We start from the raw sequence: 16,154 nt of genomic DNA on the forward strand, positions 1-16,154 counted from the left end.
GGGAACCGGTCCGCGAGGTCAGTCCGCGAGGTGTCGGCCCTTGACGGCGTCAGTCCTTGGCGAGGACGAAGGACGCGCGCTGGAGAGGCTCGCCCGGGGCCTTGGCCTCCAGGAGGTACGTCCCCGGGGCGGCCTTGCCGGTCGGCGGGGTCGCGCAGTTCGGGGCGCTCCTGGCGCGGTTCCAGTCGACGGTGCGGATCACCGTCCGGCCCGCCGGGACCTTGAAGAAGAGGCTGCCGGACGCGGTCGGGCAGTCCTTCGAGGACCAGACCTGGTCGTCGTCGTCCCCGCTGGCGTCGGTGACGGTGAGCACCACGGCCTTCGGGCCGAGGTCGGCCTTGCAGTCGCCGGTGGACGTGTTCTTCGCGATCAGCTCGAACTTCGGGGTTTCCTCGGGGTCGTACGTCACCTTGGTGCGCACGCTCAACTGCACGGCGGCGGGACGGCAGTCCGGGAGCGCGGAGCTCGCGGGGACCTGGACGCCCGCCGTGCCGCCGGCCGAAGCGGCGGAGCCGCCGGCCGTGTCCGAGGAGGGATCCGCACCGGCCGTGGCGCTCGCGCTCGGATCGCCGCCGTCGCCGTTCGACCCGTCGGACGAACCGTCAGAACCGCCACCGGACTCGCCGGCGCCACCCGACTCATGTCGTCCGCCGGGCTGTTGGCTGATCGCCGGCCCGGAATCGGAGGGGCCGGGGGTGATCGACTGAGCGGGCTCGGAGCTGCCGGGCTTGGCGTCGGGCGGGCTCTTTTTGCCCGCGCCGGGCAGGAAGACCCAGGCGAGCAGCGCGGCGAGGAACGCAACCAGAATTGCCGCTACCACCCTCCGTCGCCAGTAGATGCTGGAGGGAAGCGGGCCGACCGGTTTGCGCAGAGATCCCACGTCGCAAACTGTACGAGAGATCGTGGCCAACTCCCGCCCCACCCGCCGCTCCGATCGTCAACTTTTACGGATCATCATTCCGCGAGGGCCTGTTGAGGGGCTGCCGAGGACCTGCCGCGCGGCACACGCACCGGACAACCACGAGGAGACCGGCACAGAGGGGACAGAACGGGTGGCGTTGTTCGCCCAGAGGCTCTCGCCGGGGGGCGACACCCCCGTGCCCGTGACCGTCGCCGGGGCTTCCGTGCCAGGATCGTAGGTGCGATGACTGCCACGACTTCGACACACACGCCCCCCGCTTCCCTCCTCCACACCCCCGTCATCGGGTGGTTCGAGCAGCACGCCCGCGATCTGCCCTGGCGCCGCCCCGAGGCGGGCGCCTGGGGCGTGATGGTGAGCGAGTTCATGCTCCAGCAGACCCCGGTGAACCGGGTCCTCCCGGTGTACGAGCAGTGGCTGGCCCGCTGGCCGCGCCCGGCAGACCTGGCCGCCGAGGCGCCGGGCGAGGCGGTCCGCGCCTGGGGCCGGCTCGGCTACCCGCGCCGCGCACTGCGCCTGCACGGCGCCGCCCAGGCCATAACGGAACGCCACGGCGGCGACGTACCGAGTGAGCACGCCCAGTTGCTGGCGCTGCCCGGGATCGGCGAGTACACGGCGGCGGCGGTCACCTCGTTCGCGTACGGGCAGCGGCACGCGGTGCTCGACACGAACGTCCGCCGGGTGTTCGCGCGGGCGGCCACCGGCATCCAGTACCCGCCGAACGCGACCACCGCCGCCGAGCGCAAGCTCGCCCGCGCGCTGCTCCCCGAGGAGGACGAGCGGGCGGCGGCCTGGGCGGCGGCGACGATGGAGCTCGGCGCGCTGGTCTGCACCGCGAAGAACGAGGACTGCTCGCGCTGCCCGATCGCCTCGCAGTGCGCCTGGCTGCTCGCCGGGAAGCCCGCGCACCAGGGCCCTGCCCGCCGGGGGCAGGCCTACGCCGGTACGGACCGGCAGGTGCGCGGACGGCTCCTCGCGGTGCTCCGCGACTCCGTCGCCCCGGTCTCGCAGGCCGCCCTGGACGCGGTGTGGGACGAGCCGGTGCAGCGGGCCCGAGCCCTGGACGGCCTGGTGGCCGACGGGCTGGTGGAGCCCCTGGCGAGCGGCCTCTACCGGCTGCCGCTGACCTGACGGCTGCCGCGGCACCGGATCGTCCGGGCCCGATCGCTCCGGGTATGGCGAAGCCCCGGGACTGGAACAGTCCCGGGGCTTCATGGATCAGCCGTGCTCAGCGCTGGGCGCGATCCCGATCGGTCAGACGGACACGTGGACGGTCCGCAGGTAGTTGACCGGGTTGATCGCCGAGCCGTAGTTGGCCGTGGTCCGGACCTCGAAGTGCAGGTGCGGGCCGCTGGAGTTACCGGTGTTGCCGGAGAGACCGATCTCCTGGCCGGTCTTCACGGTCTGGCCGATGCGGACGTCGATCTTCGACAGGTGCGCGTACTGCGTGAACTTGCCGTTGGCGTGCTTGATCACGATGGCGTTGCCGTACGCGGGGCCGTCGCCGCCACCGTTCGGGCCGGCCTTGACGACCGTACCGGTGTGGGCCGCGTGGACCGGGGTGCCGATCGGCACCGCGAAGTCCTGGCCGGAGTGCTTGTGGGCCCAGCGGTCGCCGCCGGTGCCGTAGGTGGCACTCAGGGTGTAGTGCTTCACCGGGACCTGCCACGAGGCGGCGTTCTTCTTCGCGGCGGCCTGCTTGGCGGCCGCGGCCTTCTTGGCGTTGTCGGCCTGCTCCGCGGCGGACTTCTTGGCGTCCACAGCGGCCTTGTTCTGGGCGGACGCCTGCTTGGCGACCGCGTCGGCGGTGGTGGCACTGGTGAGGGCGACGGTGCCCGTGGTGCCGGAGGCGAACGCCGCGCCAGCACCCAGGACCATCGACGCTCCCAGACCGGCGGCCAGGACAGCGCCGCGGACACGAGAGGTGGACGGGCGGGTGGGGGTCGTAACGCGCTTCGACATACGAGTAGGTCCTCCGAAGATGGGGGCCCCCGGTCGTTCTGTCCGAGGGTGAAACCCGAGCGTTTGTCCGGGCTTGCTCCACATTGGTAACCCGCCCTGGAGCGATGCTCAAGTACCCCATCTACGAGGAAAAGCCGTAGACCGGACACATGGAATCGGGGGCGGGACGTCCCGCCGGAGAAGCCGCGCGAGCCCCGGGAACCTCCCGCCGCGAGCCGCTAAACACCAGGTGAAGCCGGTCGAAATCGGATGAAACCCCAGAATCACGGCAGATCGTTTCGACTTTCGAAGGTCCCGGCCGCCTCCGGGACCAAAGACCTTCCGGTGATCCCGAGCGCCGCTACGAACCGTCCTAGTAGGCTCGAAATGGCCTGTGCGCCTTGTCACCGCCGGTGGGACCAAGGGATGTCCGCTTTGGGACCTTCGGCACGCCACGTCATCTCGCCGCCGGGCAGGCGGTACCGGGGGCTGCCATGAGTACCGAAGAGACCCACCCCGTGGACCGGATCGAACTGGCCGACGCCGTCGAATCCGTCCGCAACCAGCTCATCGAGGCCGCGGCCCGCGCCACCGGACGCCCCGTCGTCTTCGGCGTGGGCGACATCCAGATGGAGTTCACCCTGGAGCTCCGCAAGGAGGCCAAGGCGGGCGGCAAGGTCAAGGCGTGGGTGGTGGAGGCAGGCGCCGACGCCTCCCGCACCACCGGCACCACGCACAAGGTCGCCTTCACCCTGAGCCCCCGCAAGGCCGACGGCTCCGGCCCGCTGGAGATCGGCAACGACGCCCCGGGCGGCAGCACCGCTCACTTCGGACGGGGACGCGACGGCGCATGAGCGGGGTGCTTCCTCCGGTGCCCCGCATGCGGCACGTACGTCGCCCACGTCCCGTACGCCCCACGGACCGCACCGTCGTCGTCCTGGACGCTGGCGGCGCCTCCGGAGCGCATCAGGGCAGCGGGGTCCTGCTCACCGATCGGCTCGTGCTCACGTGCGCGCACGTGCTGCGCGGGGACGACCTGGCGTTGATCGCCCACCCGGAACTGTCGGCGCCCACACCGGCCAGGGTCGTCTGGGCGGACACCGAGCTGGATGCGGCCCTCCTCCAGGCCGAGGGGCCCTTCCTCGCCGTCCCTCCCGTCCGCCTCGGTGTGCTGGCCGCCACGCAGGCCCTCCTCCTCTGCGAGATCACCGGCTTCCCTGATGTCCAGCGCTACGGCTCCGAGCGCCACCTGGAGGCCGACCAGTACACCGCCACCGTGCTGCCCCTGGCGGGCCGCCTGCGCGACCTCCTGGTCTGCGAGCTGGACGGGCCTCCGCCGGCCGCGGACGTGGCCGGAGAGGCCTCGCTGCGCGGCCTCTCCGGGGGCCCGGTCTTCGCAGGGGCCGCACTCCTCGGGATCGCCCGCCGGATCCCGCCCGGGCGTGATGGGCGGCGGGTGGAGTGCGTGCCGCTGAGCGCGGTGGTGGACGCCGAAGGCTTCCGCTGGGCGTACGAGTCGGCGACCGGGGCCACCCTCACAGCGGAGAGGGTCCACCGCCACCACCCGGACGACGTGCGGTACGAGGAGGAGTACGCGCACGCCCTCGGCGCGGCCTACCGCAAGACCAGGATCTTCGGGCTGGACGAGCTGGGGCGGCGCGACTCCGAGTGGGACCTGGACACCGCGTATCTGAGCCTGGAGGCGGAGACGGAGGGCCGGTGGACAAGCAAGGACGTCCGTCTCTCCGGAACCAGGACCGCTCCCCGGCGCATCGACGACCTCCTGACCGACCGCCCCCGGGTTCTGCTCCGGGGCGACGCGGGAGCGGGGAAAACCACCCTGCTGTGGTGGCTGGCCGCCCATGCCGTCGCCGGAACGCTGCCGCCCCGGCTGGCGGCCCTCGACGGCCTCATCCCATTCGTCGTCCCGCTGCGCACGCTCCGGGCTCGCAATGAGCGACTGCCCGGCCCTTCAGGCCTCCCGGAGGCCGCCCGGCTGGCCGTGGACACCTCCCCGGAAGGCTGGGCCGGGCGCGTGCTGGAGTCGGGCCGTGGCCTCCTCCTGGTGGACGGGCTGGACGAGGTGCCGTCCGAAGAGCGGGAGGAGGCCTACACCTGGCTTGCCCGCCTTCTCGCCCGCTACCCGGAGACCCGCTGCGTGGCCACCGTCCGCCCGCTCGCCGTCGAACCGGACTGGCTGGCCGCCGAGGGCTTCGAGGAACTGCGGCTGCTTCCCCTGCGGAACGAGGACATCCAGGCGTTCGTGGCGGCCTGGCACCGGGCCGCACGGCTGGCCGACGACGACCAGCGCCTGTGTGAACTGGAACGGGATCTGGCCCGGCAGTTCCGCACCAACCGCACGCTGAGCGACCTGGCCCGTACTCCCCTGCTCTGCGCGGTGATCTGCGCGCTGCACCGGAGGCAGGAGGGCTTCCTCCCGACCACCCGCTGGAAGCTCTACCGGTCCGCGCTCGGCATGCTCCTGGGCAACCGCGACCAGCGGCGGGGCATCACGCATCCCGAGGGCATCACCATGGAGGTGGAGGACCAGATGCTGCTCCTCCAGCGGATCGCGATCTGGCTGGTACGCGAGGGGCAGACGGAGTTCTCCCGTGATCAGGCCCTGCACCAGCTGGACCGGGCGCTGGCGGGCATGGAACGGGTGCGGAGGCAGGGAACGACGGACGCGATCCTCACCCACCTGCTCAACCGCAGCGGCCTTCTCCAGGAACGGGCCGACGACAGCTACCAATTCGCCCACCGCACCTTTCAGGACTACCTGGCGGCAGCCGAATTCGTCGAGTCCGACCAGATCAACGAACTGCTGCGGGCCGCCCACAACGAGGCGTGGGCGGACGTGATCGCGCTGGCGTCCGGACACTGCGGACGCAGCCAGCTCTCCGCGCTGGTCAACGGACTGCTGGACCAGGCGGAGTCGTACGACGAGGACGCGCTCGGCGCCTACGGCGTGGCGGCCGTGCGCGTGCTGGCCGCCCTCTCCGCCCAGCAGGCGACGTGGCTGGACGACGGGACGCGGGAGCGGGTGCGTGCGGCGCTGTCCGAACTCTTCCCGCCGAGCTCGCTGGAGATGGCGGACCTGCTCGGGTCCCTCGGCGCGGACGCCTTGGCCCATCTGCCGGCTCCGTCGTCCCTCCCGACCGATCCCGGCGACAGACGGTTCACCGTCTGGCTGCTCGGGGCGGTCGGCGGGCGGGAGGCTCTCGCGTACGCCCGCGCATGGGTCGCGGCCTCCCCCGAGTCGGCCCTCGACCTGTCCTCCGAGTGGCCGAACTTCCCCACCGAGGAGTTCGCGAGGGACGTACTGGGCAAGGGGCGACTGGACGGTGCCCACCTGTCCGTCGGCAATCGCGCGGAGTTGCTCGCCCTGCCGTACCTGGGCGGTGCCGGGCGGGCCGTGGCCCTCACTCTCGACGGACCGTTCGAGGACGCGGACCTGCGACAGGGCCTGCGGCACATCCGCCCCGAATCCCTGACCCACCTGCGCAATCCGTTGCTCACCGACCTCTCGGTGCTCCACGATCGTGGGCAGATCCGGCGGCTCACCCTCGACGGCTGCACCGGCGTAGCCGATCTCTCACCGCTCAAGGAGTGGACTGCCCTCCGGCGGCTGATCCTCCGTATCGGCCACTTGCCGCCGGAGCGGCTCCGCGTCCTCAGAGAGGCACCGTGGCTGCAGCACCTGGAACTGGACCTGGTGTCGGCAACCGGCCGCCTGAGCGAGGTTCCGTCCCTCCCGGACCTCCGAGCGCTGGCCCTCCGCGCATCCGGTGCCGTGGAGCTGGACAACCTCGGCGAGTGGACCTCGCTCCAGACGCTGCGCCTGAGAAAGGTCGCCTCACTGGAGTCCCTGGTGACCGCTCTCCGGGCCGCCCCGCGCATCACGGCGGTCAGCCTCACGCACGCGCTCGGCGGCCCCTGGCCCCACGACGAGGAGCCGCTGCCTCAGCTGTCCGCCCTCTCCCTCGTGGTCGGCCAGGGGTCCGGCGCCGATCTGCGTCCGGTGCGCGACCTGTTCCCGGCCCTGCGGCGCCTCACCCTGCGCGGCCGATCGGGGACGACGATCGACGTGAGCCCGTTGCGCGGGTTGCCGGCCCTGCACATCGAGGTGCTCCCGGGCGGCGGCACCCTGGTCGGGGCCGAGGGCTTGGGAAGCACCCGTCTGACCGTGACACCGCCCTGAGCCCTCGCGCGGACCCGCACACCGCACGGACAAAGAAACTGCCCCGGACCGATACCGGTCCGGGGCAGCCCCTTCACCTCACGCGATCGAACTCACGCGCCCGCGCCTGGAACTACGACGCGTCCTTCGTCATGTTCGGGCCGGCGCCACCGGCGGCCGACTCGACCGGCGGGACGTCGGGCAGTGCCGACTTCTCCTCGCCGCGGAAGGTGAACTTCTTCTCGTCGCCTTCGCCCTCCGTGCCGACGACCACGATGTGGCCGGGGCGCAGCTCGCCGAAGAGGATCTTCTCGGAGAGGATGTCCTCGATCTCGCGCTGAATCGTCCGGCGCAGCGGCCGGGCGCCCATCACGGGGTCGTAGCCCTTCTTCGCGAGCAGGTTCTTCGCGTCCGTGCTGAGCTCGATGCCCATGTCACGGTCCTTGAGACGCTCATCCACCTTGGCGACCATGAGGTCGACGATCTGGATGATGTCTTCCTGGCTGAGCTGGTGGAAGACGACGGTGTCGTCGACACGGTTCAGGAACTCGGGCCGGAAGTGCTGCTTGAGCTCTTCGTTGACCTTGACCTTCATCCGGTCGTAGTTCGTCTTGACGTCGCCCTGGGCGGCGAAGCCCAGGTTGAAGCCCTTCGAGATGTCCCGGGTCCCGAGGTTGGTCGTCATGATGATGACCGTGTTCTTGAAGTCCACGACCCGGCCCTGGGAGTCGGTCAGGCGACCGTCTTCCAGAATCTGGAGCAGGGAATTGAAGATATCGGGGTGGGCCTTCTCGACCTCGTCGAAGAGGACGACGGAGAACGGCTTGCGGCGCACCTTCTCGGTGAGCTGGCCGCCCTCTTCGTAGCCCACGTAACCGGGGGGCGAACCGAAGAGGCGGGAAACCGTGTGCTTCTCGCTGAACTCCGACATGTCGAGGGAGATCAGCGCGTCCTCGTCGCCGAAGAGGAATTCGGCGAGCGTCTTGGAGAGCTCGGTCTTACCGACACCGGACGGGCCGGCGAAGATGAACGAGCCACCGGGGCGCTTCGGGTCCTTCAGACCGGCCCGCGTACGGCGGATCGCCTGGGAAAGGGCCTTGATGGCGTCCTTCTGGCCGATGACGCGCTTGTGGAGCTCGTCCTCCATGCGCAGCAGACGGGAGGACTCCTCCTCCGTCAGCTTGAAGACCGGAATGCCGGTGGCGGTCGCCAGGACCTCGGCGATGAGCTCGCCGTCGACCTCGGCGACGACGTCCATGTCGCCGGCCTTCCATTCCTTCTCGCGCTTGGTCTTCGCGGCCAGCAGCTGCTTCTCCTTGTCGCGGAGGGAAGCTGCCTTCTCGAAGTCCTGGGAGTCGATCGCCGACTCCTTGTCGCGGCGGACGCCCGCGATCTTCTCGTCGAACTCGCGGAGGTCCGGCGGCGCGGTCATCCGGCGGATGCGCATCCGGGAACCGGCCTCGTCGATCAGGTCGATCGCCTTGTCCGGGAGGAAGCGGTCCGAGATGTACCGGTCGGCCAGGGTGGCGGCCTGGACCAGCGCCTCGTCCGTGATGGAGACGCGGTGGTGGGCCTCGTAGCGGTCGCGCAGGCCCTTGAGGATCTCGATGGTGTGCGGCAGCGACGGCTCCGCGACCTGGATGGGCTGGAAGCGGCGCTCGAGAGCGGCGTCCTTCTCCAGGTGCTTGCGGTACTCGTCGAGCGTGGTCGCACCGATGGTCTGGAGCTCACCACGGGCCAGCATCGGCTTCAGGATGCTCGCGGCGTCGATCGCGCCCTCGGCGGCACCCGCACCCACGAGGGTGTGGAGCTCGTCGATGAACAGGATGATGTCGCCGCGGGTGCGGATCTCCTTGAGGACCTTCTTCAGGCGCTCCTCGAAGTCACCGCGGTACCGGGAGCCGGCGACCAGGGCGCCGAGGTCCAGGGTGTAGAGGTGCTTGTCCTTGAGGGTCTCGGGCACCTCGCCCTTGACGATCGCCTGGGCCAGGCCCTCGACGACCGCCGTCTTGCCGACGCCGGGCTCGCCGATGAGGACCGGGTTGTTCTTGGTCCGGCGGGACAGCACCTGCATGACCCGCTCGATCTCCTTCTCGCGCCCGATGACCGGGTCGAGCTTGGATTCACGGGCGGCCTGGGTGAGGTTGCGGCCGAACTGGTCCAGCACCAGGGAGGTGGAGGGGGTGCCCTCGGCGGGACCGCCGGCGGTGGCGGCCTCCTTGCTGGTGGAGTAGCCGGAGAGCAGCTGGATGACCTGCTGCCGCACCCGGTTGAGGTCGGCACCCAGCTTCACCAGGACCTGCGCGGCGACACCTTCGCCCTCGCGGATCAGGCCGAGCAGGATGTGCTCGGTGCCGATGTAGTTGTGGCCGAGCTGGAGGGCCTCGCGGAGCGACAGCTCCAGGACCTTCTTGGCTCGGGGCGTGAAGGGGATGTGGCCGGACGGGGCCTGCTGGCCCTGGCCGATGATCTCCTCCACCTGCTGGCGGACCGCCTCGAGCGAAATCCCGAGGCTCTCCAGGGCCTTAGCGGCGACACCCTCACCCTCGTGGATAAGGCCCAGGAGAATGTGTTCGGTGCCGATGTAGTTGTGGTTGAGCATCCGGGCTTCTTCCTGAGCCAGGACGACAACCCGCCGCGCGCGGTCGGTGAACCTCTCGAACATCGTTAATCGCTCCTCAGAGCGGTCAGGCAGTTAGGGGTCGGTCCCCTCCCTGTCCTTCCGCAGCTTAGTCCCGCAAGCGGGGACCGCTCATTCCAACTGCCGACCGGATCACCCCCGCAGCAGCGAGGAAACCTTGCCGATCAGCCGACACCTGCTCCAACCCGATGGTGCGAGACGATGTTCCCGCAGGCCAGGCAGATACCCCTGTCACCACTACGCCGGTGGCGAACGTGAGACGCCCCGGTCCTCGTGTCGCCCCTTCCCACCAGTCATGTCTTACCCGCAATTACAGACAGTCCATGCGGCGCGCGCCCGTTCCCTCCGCTACGGGCGAACAACCGCGTGGCGCCGGACGCTCCCGCGCACGCCCTTGACGGGAACCCTTCGCAACCTTCCGCACACGGCGCGTGACATCCGCCGTGTCCCACCGCGCCCCGCGGCCCCGCGGGCGGGAAGGCCTCACACGGTGGCGGGAGTCCCTCGCGTAACCCGGAAGGCGGTCCGGCGGTTCTTCGCACATGAGCCCCATCGTCCCGCCCCCTCGCGCCCCGCAGCGGGCCGACACGTCGGCGCTGGTCCCCTCGGGTCGCGGGCCGGACCCGGACGCGGGAACGCGCCGGGAGGCCGGCCGCACCGGGATCGCGGAGCGTCCGGAGCACACGGCCTCGGCCATGGAGCGGTGGTACGAGGACGAACTCGGCTGGGCGACCGACCGGGGCCGCCCGCCGGCGCTGCTGACCGGGGTGCGGTTCGACGTACTGGAGCTGCCCGCCGCCGCGGGTCGCGCGGTGCTGCGCCGGTTCGGACGCACCGGCCCCGTGGCGGTGGCGCGGGGCCGGATGCTGCTGCTCGTGGCCGCCGGGAGCGCGGAGGAACTGCCCGCGCTGCTCGACTGGCTGGAGTGGGGCGGCATCGCACTCGATCTCGTGGGCATCGGAGCCGGTGGCGGGATCACCGCACCGGCACCGCCCGGGGCGCCGTGGCCCTGTCCGCCGGGGGCCGCGTTCTGGCTGCGGCCCCCCGAGCCGCCGCGGGGCACGGACCTGGTCCTTCCGGCCCTCGCGGGTTTCGGGAGCAGGGGTGGGGATGCTCCCGATCTCGTACGGCTGGTGGATATGGCGGCGACGGAATGCCACCGGGTCCGTTTGAGGCGTTCCCGGGTACGTCCGCCGGCCGACAGGCCATCGGGTCAGCCGTTGGCCTGCTCGTAGGCCTCGCGGATTTCTGCGGGAACGCGGCCGCGGTCGTTCACGTTGTGGCCGTTCTCGCGGGCCCACTTCCGGATCTCGGCAGTGTCCTTGTTGCCGCCCGTGCCTACACCGAGCGCACGGCCCTTGCGGCCCGTGGCAGCACGGCCGCCGGTGCGGCGTCCGCTCTTGGCGTAGGGCTCGAGAAGGCCACGGAGCTTGTCCGCGTTGGCCGTGGTGAGGTCGATCTCGTAGGTCTTGCCGTCCAGCGCGAACGTGACGGTCTCGTTCGCCTCGCCGCCGTCGAGGTCGTCAACAAGAAGGACCTGAACCTTCTGCGCCACGAGATATCCTTTCATCGAAAATGGAGTACGCGGAAAGGAAACCGCTTTTCCCGGGAAAACACAAACCCCAGGGAGAGGTTCAGGACCGGGGGAACACGGGAAACGGGCGCGTATCGGACATAGGGATCGCCTTCGGGATCGGCGCAGTTCTACCCATCACAGGTGCAGAAGCATCCGGCTGTTGCCCAAGGTGTTCGGCTTCACTCGTTCGAGACCGAGGAACTCGGCGACACCCTCGTCATAGGAACGCAGCAGCTCACTGTAGACATCCGTGTCGACCGGCGTCTCGCCGATCTCCACGAACCCGTGCTTGGCGAAGAAGTCCACTTCGAAGGTCAGGCAGAAAACTCGGCGGACCCCGAGCCAGCGAGCGGTCTGCAACAGCTTGCCGAGAACCTGATGGCCCACTCCGGTGCCCTTGACCCGGTGATCGACGGCGAGAGTTCGCACTTCGGCGAGGTCTTCCCACATCACGTGGAGTGCGCCGCATCCGACCACCCGGGCGTCCTGGTCGCGTTCCGCGACCCAGAACTCCTGGATGTCCTCGTAAAGGGTGACCGTCGCTTTGTCCAGGAGGATGCCGTCGGTCACGTAGCCGTCGAGCAGCCGGCGCACCGCGCCCACATCGCTGGTCCTGGCACGGCGGACGGTGATGGCGGGCTTTTCAACCGCCGAGTCGGTTTCACCTTCGGTTTCCGACTCGTTTTGCGTCAGGTCTGCAGACATGTCCCGACGCTATCGCCCGCCGTCCTCGGCCGTGCGATCGGCCGGGTCTTCGGTGGGGACTTCAGTGGCGGGTTCGGTGGAGACTTCGGCAGGGAGTTCGGCGCCGGAGCCGGCGGGGACTTCGGCCGGGTCTTGGGCCGGGTCTTGGGCCGGGTCTTCGGCCGGTTCCCGGGACGCGCCATCGCCCGTACCGCCCGCCGGGCCCGCGGGGGGCGCCGATTGCGCCGCCACGCCACCCGTACCAGGAGAGACGATCCGTACGGCGTCCCTGAGGGCCTCCCGCTGCTCGGCGGACATCATTCCGAAGAAGGCGACGAGTGCGGCGGCGGGGTTGTCGCTCCGCGACCAGGCGTCGTTCATCAGTGCGGCCGAGTAGGCGGCGCGCGTGGAGACGGCCGTATATCGATAAGCCCGGCCGTCGACTTCCCTGCGGACCCACCCCTTCTGGTGAAGGTTGTCCATAACCGTCATGACGGTCGTGTAAGCGATCGAGCGTTCGCGCTGAAGGTCTTCCAGGACTTCTCGCACGGTGACGGGGCGGTTCCATTGCCAGACGCGCGTCATCACGGCGTCTTCCAGCTCTCCCAATTGACGGGGCACACGGCCACCTTAATCCGAGATGTCCGAAATGCGTAGTTATTTTTCCCGGGAGGCCCCGATCCGGAGAACAGGGAGAGAACCCCGAGAACCACAAGAACCCCGAAGAGGACAGAAAAAGGCACACGGCTCGATGCGAGTCGTGCGCTCTTGGAGTGCGCCGGGTTGTGCGCGTGGCATGGGGGGCGCGAATTATGTCCCGCGCGCCGGTCGACGGGGTCGATAACCGTCCGCGCGGTCGGTTGCGCGGAGGGCAGACACGCACGACACGCGACGCGGGGAAACCACGGACTCCGGGGATACCCGCGCCGGGGAAAACGGGCGCGCAAACGCCGGAACACGGGACGATTCAAGGCCGGGCACCGGGAGGAACGCCGGATACCACCGCGGGGCACAGCCGTCCGCGAACACCGCATACGAACGCCGCACGCGGGCGCCGTATACGGGCGCCGCTCGTCGGCCCGGTATACAGCCACCGCATACAGCCACCGCATACGGCCACCGGACGCGCGCGCCGGTTACGCCGGAGCACCCGGGGCAGGGGAAACCGCCGGGCGAAAACCGACCGCGGCACCCGGGGAATGCGCCGCTCAGGCGCTTTCGGCAGCCGGGGTCTGGCGGGCGGCCTCGGCGCGGGCGAGGGCGGCGTCCACGGCCGCGTCCTCCTTGGCCTTGTTCGGCCCACCCTGGCTTTTCACGATCGTCATCACGAGGCGGATGAAGAATGCGGCCATCACGACAGGCGGAATGAGCGCCTTCACGTAGTCCATGCCGTCCAGAGTAGCGAGCGCGGTACGGCGGCCCGCAGCGCCCCTCCCGGTGGGTCGGGGGCCGGACCGCCGTAGTCACGGGAACGCGCCGGGCGCTCAGCCGGCGGCGCGGCGCTCCTCCTCCGGCGGTGGAACCGGGCGGCGGCGCGGCGGGAAGACCTCGGACGGCTTGGGCATCGGGCGGTCGCCCGGCGCCGGCGGCCGGGACGGCGCGGCCGGGCTCGGGGGGCGCTGGGGCTCCGCCGCCGCGCGGCCGCCCGGCAGGGCGAGCAGCCGGCTGCGGGGGCCCGGCGCGGTGAGGGCGGCACTGCGGCCCGCCAGCCGGGCCCGCACCGAGCGTTCGGCGAGCATCCGGCAGCGTTCCAGGAGCGCCGCCGCGACCGGTCTGCCGCGCAGCGCGCGCAAGGCGGCGAGGTCGTCCGCCCTGGGGTCGTAGCCGGCGGCCAGGGCGTCCTGGAGGAGTTCCAGGTAGCCGCTGACGGAGCCGGGGAGGGCGGCGCGGTAGCGGGCGAGGTCGGCGAGCAGGAACGCGCGGAGCCGGCCCGCCTCGCCGACCGCATCGTCCACCGCTCCCGCGAGCCGCAGGCAGTCCTGGACATCCTCGTCGGGCAAGGGCATGGGGTGGAGGGCAACGGCGAGAGCGCGTCGGAGTACCCGCAGCTCGTCCGCACCGAACGCCATGCCGCCTCGTGAACCGTAGGGCGTGGGCATGGCGCGACAGTACGTGCTAAAGGGACAAAATCCTCTTAACTGGTCACCTGTGGCGCGGCGCGTTCAAGTGCCGCCGCGCCGTCTCCGGGCGGCGTCGTCGCAGGTGCGCCGGGGTGCACACCTGCGACGACGCCTCCCGGCTACATCCGCGCGACGTTGCGCTCGTAGACCAGGCGGAGCCCGATGAGGGTCAGCCAGGGCTCGTGTTCGTCGATGACGGAGGCCTCGCCCAACACCATTGGCGCAAGGCCGCCGGTCGCGATGACGGTCACGTCGTCGGGGTCGTCCGCCAGCTCGCGCTTCATCCGCGTGACGACGCCGTCGACCTGGCCCGCGAAGCCGTAGACGATGCCCGCCTGCATGGCCTCGACGGTGTTCTTCCCGATCACGCTGCGCGGGCGGGCCAGCTCGATCTTGCGGAGCTGGGCACCCTTGACGCCGAGCGCCTCGACCGAGATCTCGATGCCCGGGGCGATGACACCGCCGGTGTACTCGCCGCGCGCGGAGACCGCGTCGAAGGTGGTGGCGGTGCCGAAGTCGACGACGATCGCCGGGCCCCCGTACAGCTCGACCGCGGCGACCGCGTTGATGATGCGGTCGGCGCCGACCTCCTTGGGGTTGTCCATGAGGATCGGTACGCCGGTCTTGATGCCGGGCTCCACGAGGACGGCGGGCACGTCGCCGTAGTAGCGGCGGGTCACCTCGCGCAGCTCGTGCAGGACCGATGGGACCGTGGAGCAGATCGCGATGCCCTCGATGCCGTCGCCCAGCTCGACGCCGAGCAGCGGGTGCATGCCCATCAGCCCCTGGAGGAGCACGGCCAGCTCGTCGGCGGTGCGCCGGGAGTCGGTGGAGATCCGCCAGTGCTCGACGATCTCCTCACCGTCGAAGAGCCCGAGGACGGTGTGGGTGTTGCCGACGTCGATGGTGAGCAGCATCAGGCGCCGGCCTCACCGGTGGCGGCGGTCTCGCGGAAGTCCAGGCCGATGTCGAGGATGGGCGAGGAGTGGGTGAGCGCGCCGACCGCGAGGTAGTCGACGCCCGCGTCGGCGTAGGCGCGGGCGGTGTCCAGGGTGAGCCGGCCGGAGGACTCCAGCACGGCACGCCCGGCGACGAGCGCGACGGCCTCCTCGGTCTCGCCCGGGGTGAAGTTGTCCAGCAGGATCAGGTCGGCGCCGGCCTCCAGCACCTCGCGGACCTGCTGGAGGGTGTCGACCTCCACCTCGATGGCCAGCTCGGGGAACTCCTCGCGGACCCGCTTGAACGCCTCGGCGACGCCGCCGGCCGCGATCACGTGGTTGTCCTTGACCAGGGCCGCGTCGGAGAGCGACATGCGGTGGTTGACGCCGCCGCCGCAGCGGACCGCGTACTTCTCCAGCGCGCGCAGCCCCGGGGTGGTCTTGCGGGTGTCGCGGACCTGGGTCTTCGAGCCCTCCAGGACATCGGCCCACTGACGGGTGGCGGTGGCGATGCCGGAGAGGCGGCAGAGCAGGTTGAGCGCGCCGCGCTCGCCGGTGAGCAGGTCGCGGGTGCGGGTGGTGACCGTCAGCAGCTTCTGGCCGGCGGTGACGCGCTCGCCGTCCTCGACGTGGCGCTCGACCTCGAAGTCGTCGGTGCAGACGATGGAGAGCACGGCCTCGGCGACGCGCAGACCGGCGACGACACCGTCCTCGCGGGCGGTGAAGTCACCGGTGGCGACGGCGTCCTCGGGGACGGTCGCGACGGTGGTGACGTCCACCCCGCCGTCCAGGTCCTCCTCGATGGCGACGTGCGCGACGTCCTCGACCTGGACGGGGTCGAGTCCGGCCTCGGCCAGCATCTCGGCGAGCGCGGGGTCGAGGCCGCACTCCAGGGCGTCGGGGTCGTACTCGTCGGAGGCGCAGCCGCAGTGGTCGCCGCAGCCGCCCGCGGACGGTGCGGGGGCCCCGATGTGGATCAGCGGAACGTCCACCGGTGTCGGGCGGTTCTCTTCGGGCGTGCTCACGGTTGCGGCTCCTCGGGGGCGTCGGGCGGTGCGGTGCTGTGGGGCGGTGGCGCTGTGGGGCGGTGGCGCTGTGGGGCGGTGGCGCTGTGGGGCGGTGGCGCTGTGGGGCGGTGGCGCTGTGGTGCTGTGG

At 70.8% G+C, this 16,154-nt stretch carries 14 protein-coding genes; 4 read left to right on the forward strand and 10 right to left on the reverse strand.

All coding sequences use genetic code 11. From position 1 onward, the window contains the following. Positions 1-49 precede the first annotated feature (49 nt). Positions 50-880 carry a hypothetical protein gene (locus ACWCSV_RS13985; protein WP_451141828.1) on the reverse strand — a complete coding sequence of 277 codons (831 nt, stop codon included), beginning with the start codon at positions 878-880 and terminating at the stop codon, positions 50-52. A gap of 264 nt (positions 881-1,144) precedes the next feature. Here ACWCSV_RS13985 and ACWCSV_RS13990 point away from each other — a divergent pair, with 264 nt between their 5' ends. Beyond that, positions 1,145-2,050: an A/G-specific adenine glycosylase gene (locus tag ACWCSV_RS13990; RefSeq protein ID WP_451141830.1), complete on the forward strand. Its 906-nt coding sequence runs from the start codon at positions 1,145-1,147 to the stop codon at positions 2,048-2,050. A 123-nt stretch (positions 2,051-2,173) separates the two neighbouring features. Here the strand turns inward: ACWCSV_RS13990 and ACWCSV_RS13995 are convergent, their stop codons facing one another. Continuing rightward, on the reverse strand, positions 2,174-2,881 hold the full coding sequence (locus tag ACWCSV_RS13995; protein WP_451141832.1) for a M23 family metallopeptidase: 708 nt from the start codon (positions 2,879-2,881) through the stop codon (positions 2,174-2,176). A gap of 473 nt (positions 2,882-3,354) precedes the next feature. Here ACWCSV_RS13995 and ACWCSV_RS14000 point away from each other — a divergent pair, with 473 nt between their 5' ends. Next, positions 3,355-3,714, forward strand: a complete 360-nt coding sequence (locus tag ACWCSV_RS14000) for a trypco2 family protein (RefSeq protein ID WP_451141834.1) — start codon at positions 3,355-3,357, stop codon at positions 3,712-3,714. Positions 3,715-3,740: 26 nt separating this feature from the next. Beyond that, the gene (locus tag ACWCSV_RS14005) at positions 3,741-7,061 is read left to right on the forward strand and encodes an NACHT domain-containing protein (protein WP_451141836.1); all 3,321 of its coding nucleotides are present in this window, start codon (positions 3,741-3,743) and stop codon (positions 7,059-7,061) included. Positions 7,062-7,173: 112 nt separating this feature from the next. Here ACWCSV_RS14005 and ACWCSV_RS14010 read toward each other — a convergent pair whose 3' ends face one another. Next, entirely contained in the window at positions 7,174-9,705 is a 2,532-nt protein-coding gene (locus ACWCSV_RS14010) for an ATP-dependent Clp protease ATP-binding subunit (protein ID WP_390958465.1), read from the reverse strand. A gap of 518 nt (positions 9,706-10,223) precedes the next feature. Between ACWCSV_RS14010 and ACWCSV_RS14015 the strand changes: the two genes are divergently transcribed. Beyond that, a complete protein-coding gene (locus tag ACWCSV_RS14015) occupies positions 10,224-10,916 on the forward strand; it encodes an SCO3374 family protein (protein WP_451141838.1) in 693 nt (230 codons plus the stop codon). On the opposite strand, the gene ACWCSV_RS14020 is transcribed toward ACWCSV_RS14015, so the two are convergent. The 7 genes from ACWCSV_RS14020 to nadC all read right to left on the reverse strand — a co-directional run bounded on the left by ACWCSV_RS14020 (position 10,895) and on the right by nadC (position 16,024). Then, on the reverse strand, positions 10,895-11,236 hold the full coding sequence (locus tag ACWCSV_RS14020; protein WP_451141840.1) for a histone-like nucleoid-structuring protein Lsr2: 342 nt from the start codon (positions 11,234-11,236) through the stop codon (positions 10,895-10,897). The genes ACWCSV_RS14015 and ACWCSV_RS14020 overlap by 22 nt on opposite strands. A 156-nt stretch (positions 11,237-11,392) precedes the next feature. Continuing rightward, on the reverse strand, positions 11,393-11,962 hold the full coding sequence (locus tag ACWCSV_RS14025) for an amino-acid N-acetyltransferase (RefSeq protein WP_451141842.1): 570 nt from the start codon (positions 11,960-11,962) through the stop codon (positions 11,393-11,395). Between the two features lie 9 nt (positions 11,963-11,971). Beyond that, the gene (locus ACWCSV_RS14030) at positions 11,972-12,526 is read right to left on the reverse strand and encodes a BlaI/MecI/CopY family transcriptional regulator (protein ID WP_451142085.1); all 555 of its coding nucleotides are present in this window, start codon (positions 12,524-12,526) and stop codon (positions 11,972-11,974) included. A gap of 623 nt (positions 12,527-13,149) precedes the next feature. After that, positions 13,150-13,329: a hypothetical protein gene (locus tag ACWCSV_RS14035; protein ID WP_327177195.1), complete on the reverse strand. Its 180-nt coding sequence runs from the start codon at positions 13,327-13,329 to the stop codon at positions 13,150-13,152. A gap of 96 nt (positions 13,330-13,425) precedes the next feature. Then, on the reverse strand, positions 13,426-14,010 hold the full coding sequence (locus ACWCSV_RS14040) for a hypothetical protein (RefSeq protein WP_451142087.1): 585 nt from the start codon (positions 14,008-14,010) through the stop codon (positions 13,426-13,428). Between the two features lie 170 nt (positions 14,011-14,180). Continuing rightward, positions 14,181-14,978, reverse strand: coding sequence for a type III pantothenate kinase (locus tag ACWCSV_RS14045; protein WP_451141844.1), 798 nt, complete (start codon positions 14,976-14,978; stop codon positions 14,181-14,183). Continuing rightward, positions 14,978-16,024, reverse strand: coding sequence for a carboxylating nicotinate-nucleotide diphosphorylase (gene nadC / locus ACWCSV_RS14050; RefSeq protein ID WP_451141846.1), 1,047 nt, complete (start codon positions 16,022-16,024; stop codon positions 14,978-14,980). The genes ACWCSV_RS14045 and nadC overlap by 1 nt, the downstream gene beginning before the upstream one ends. Positions 16,025-16,154 lie beyond the last annotated feature (130 nt).

This window comes from Streptomyces sp. NPDC001770, assembly GCF_053596135.1.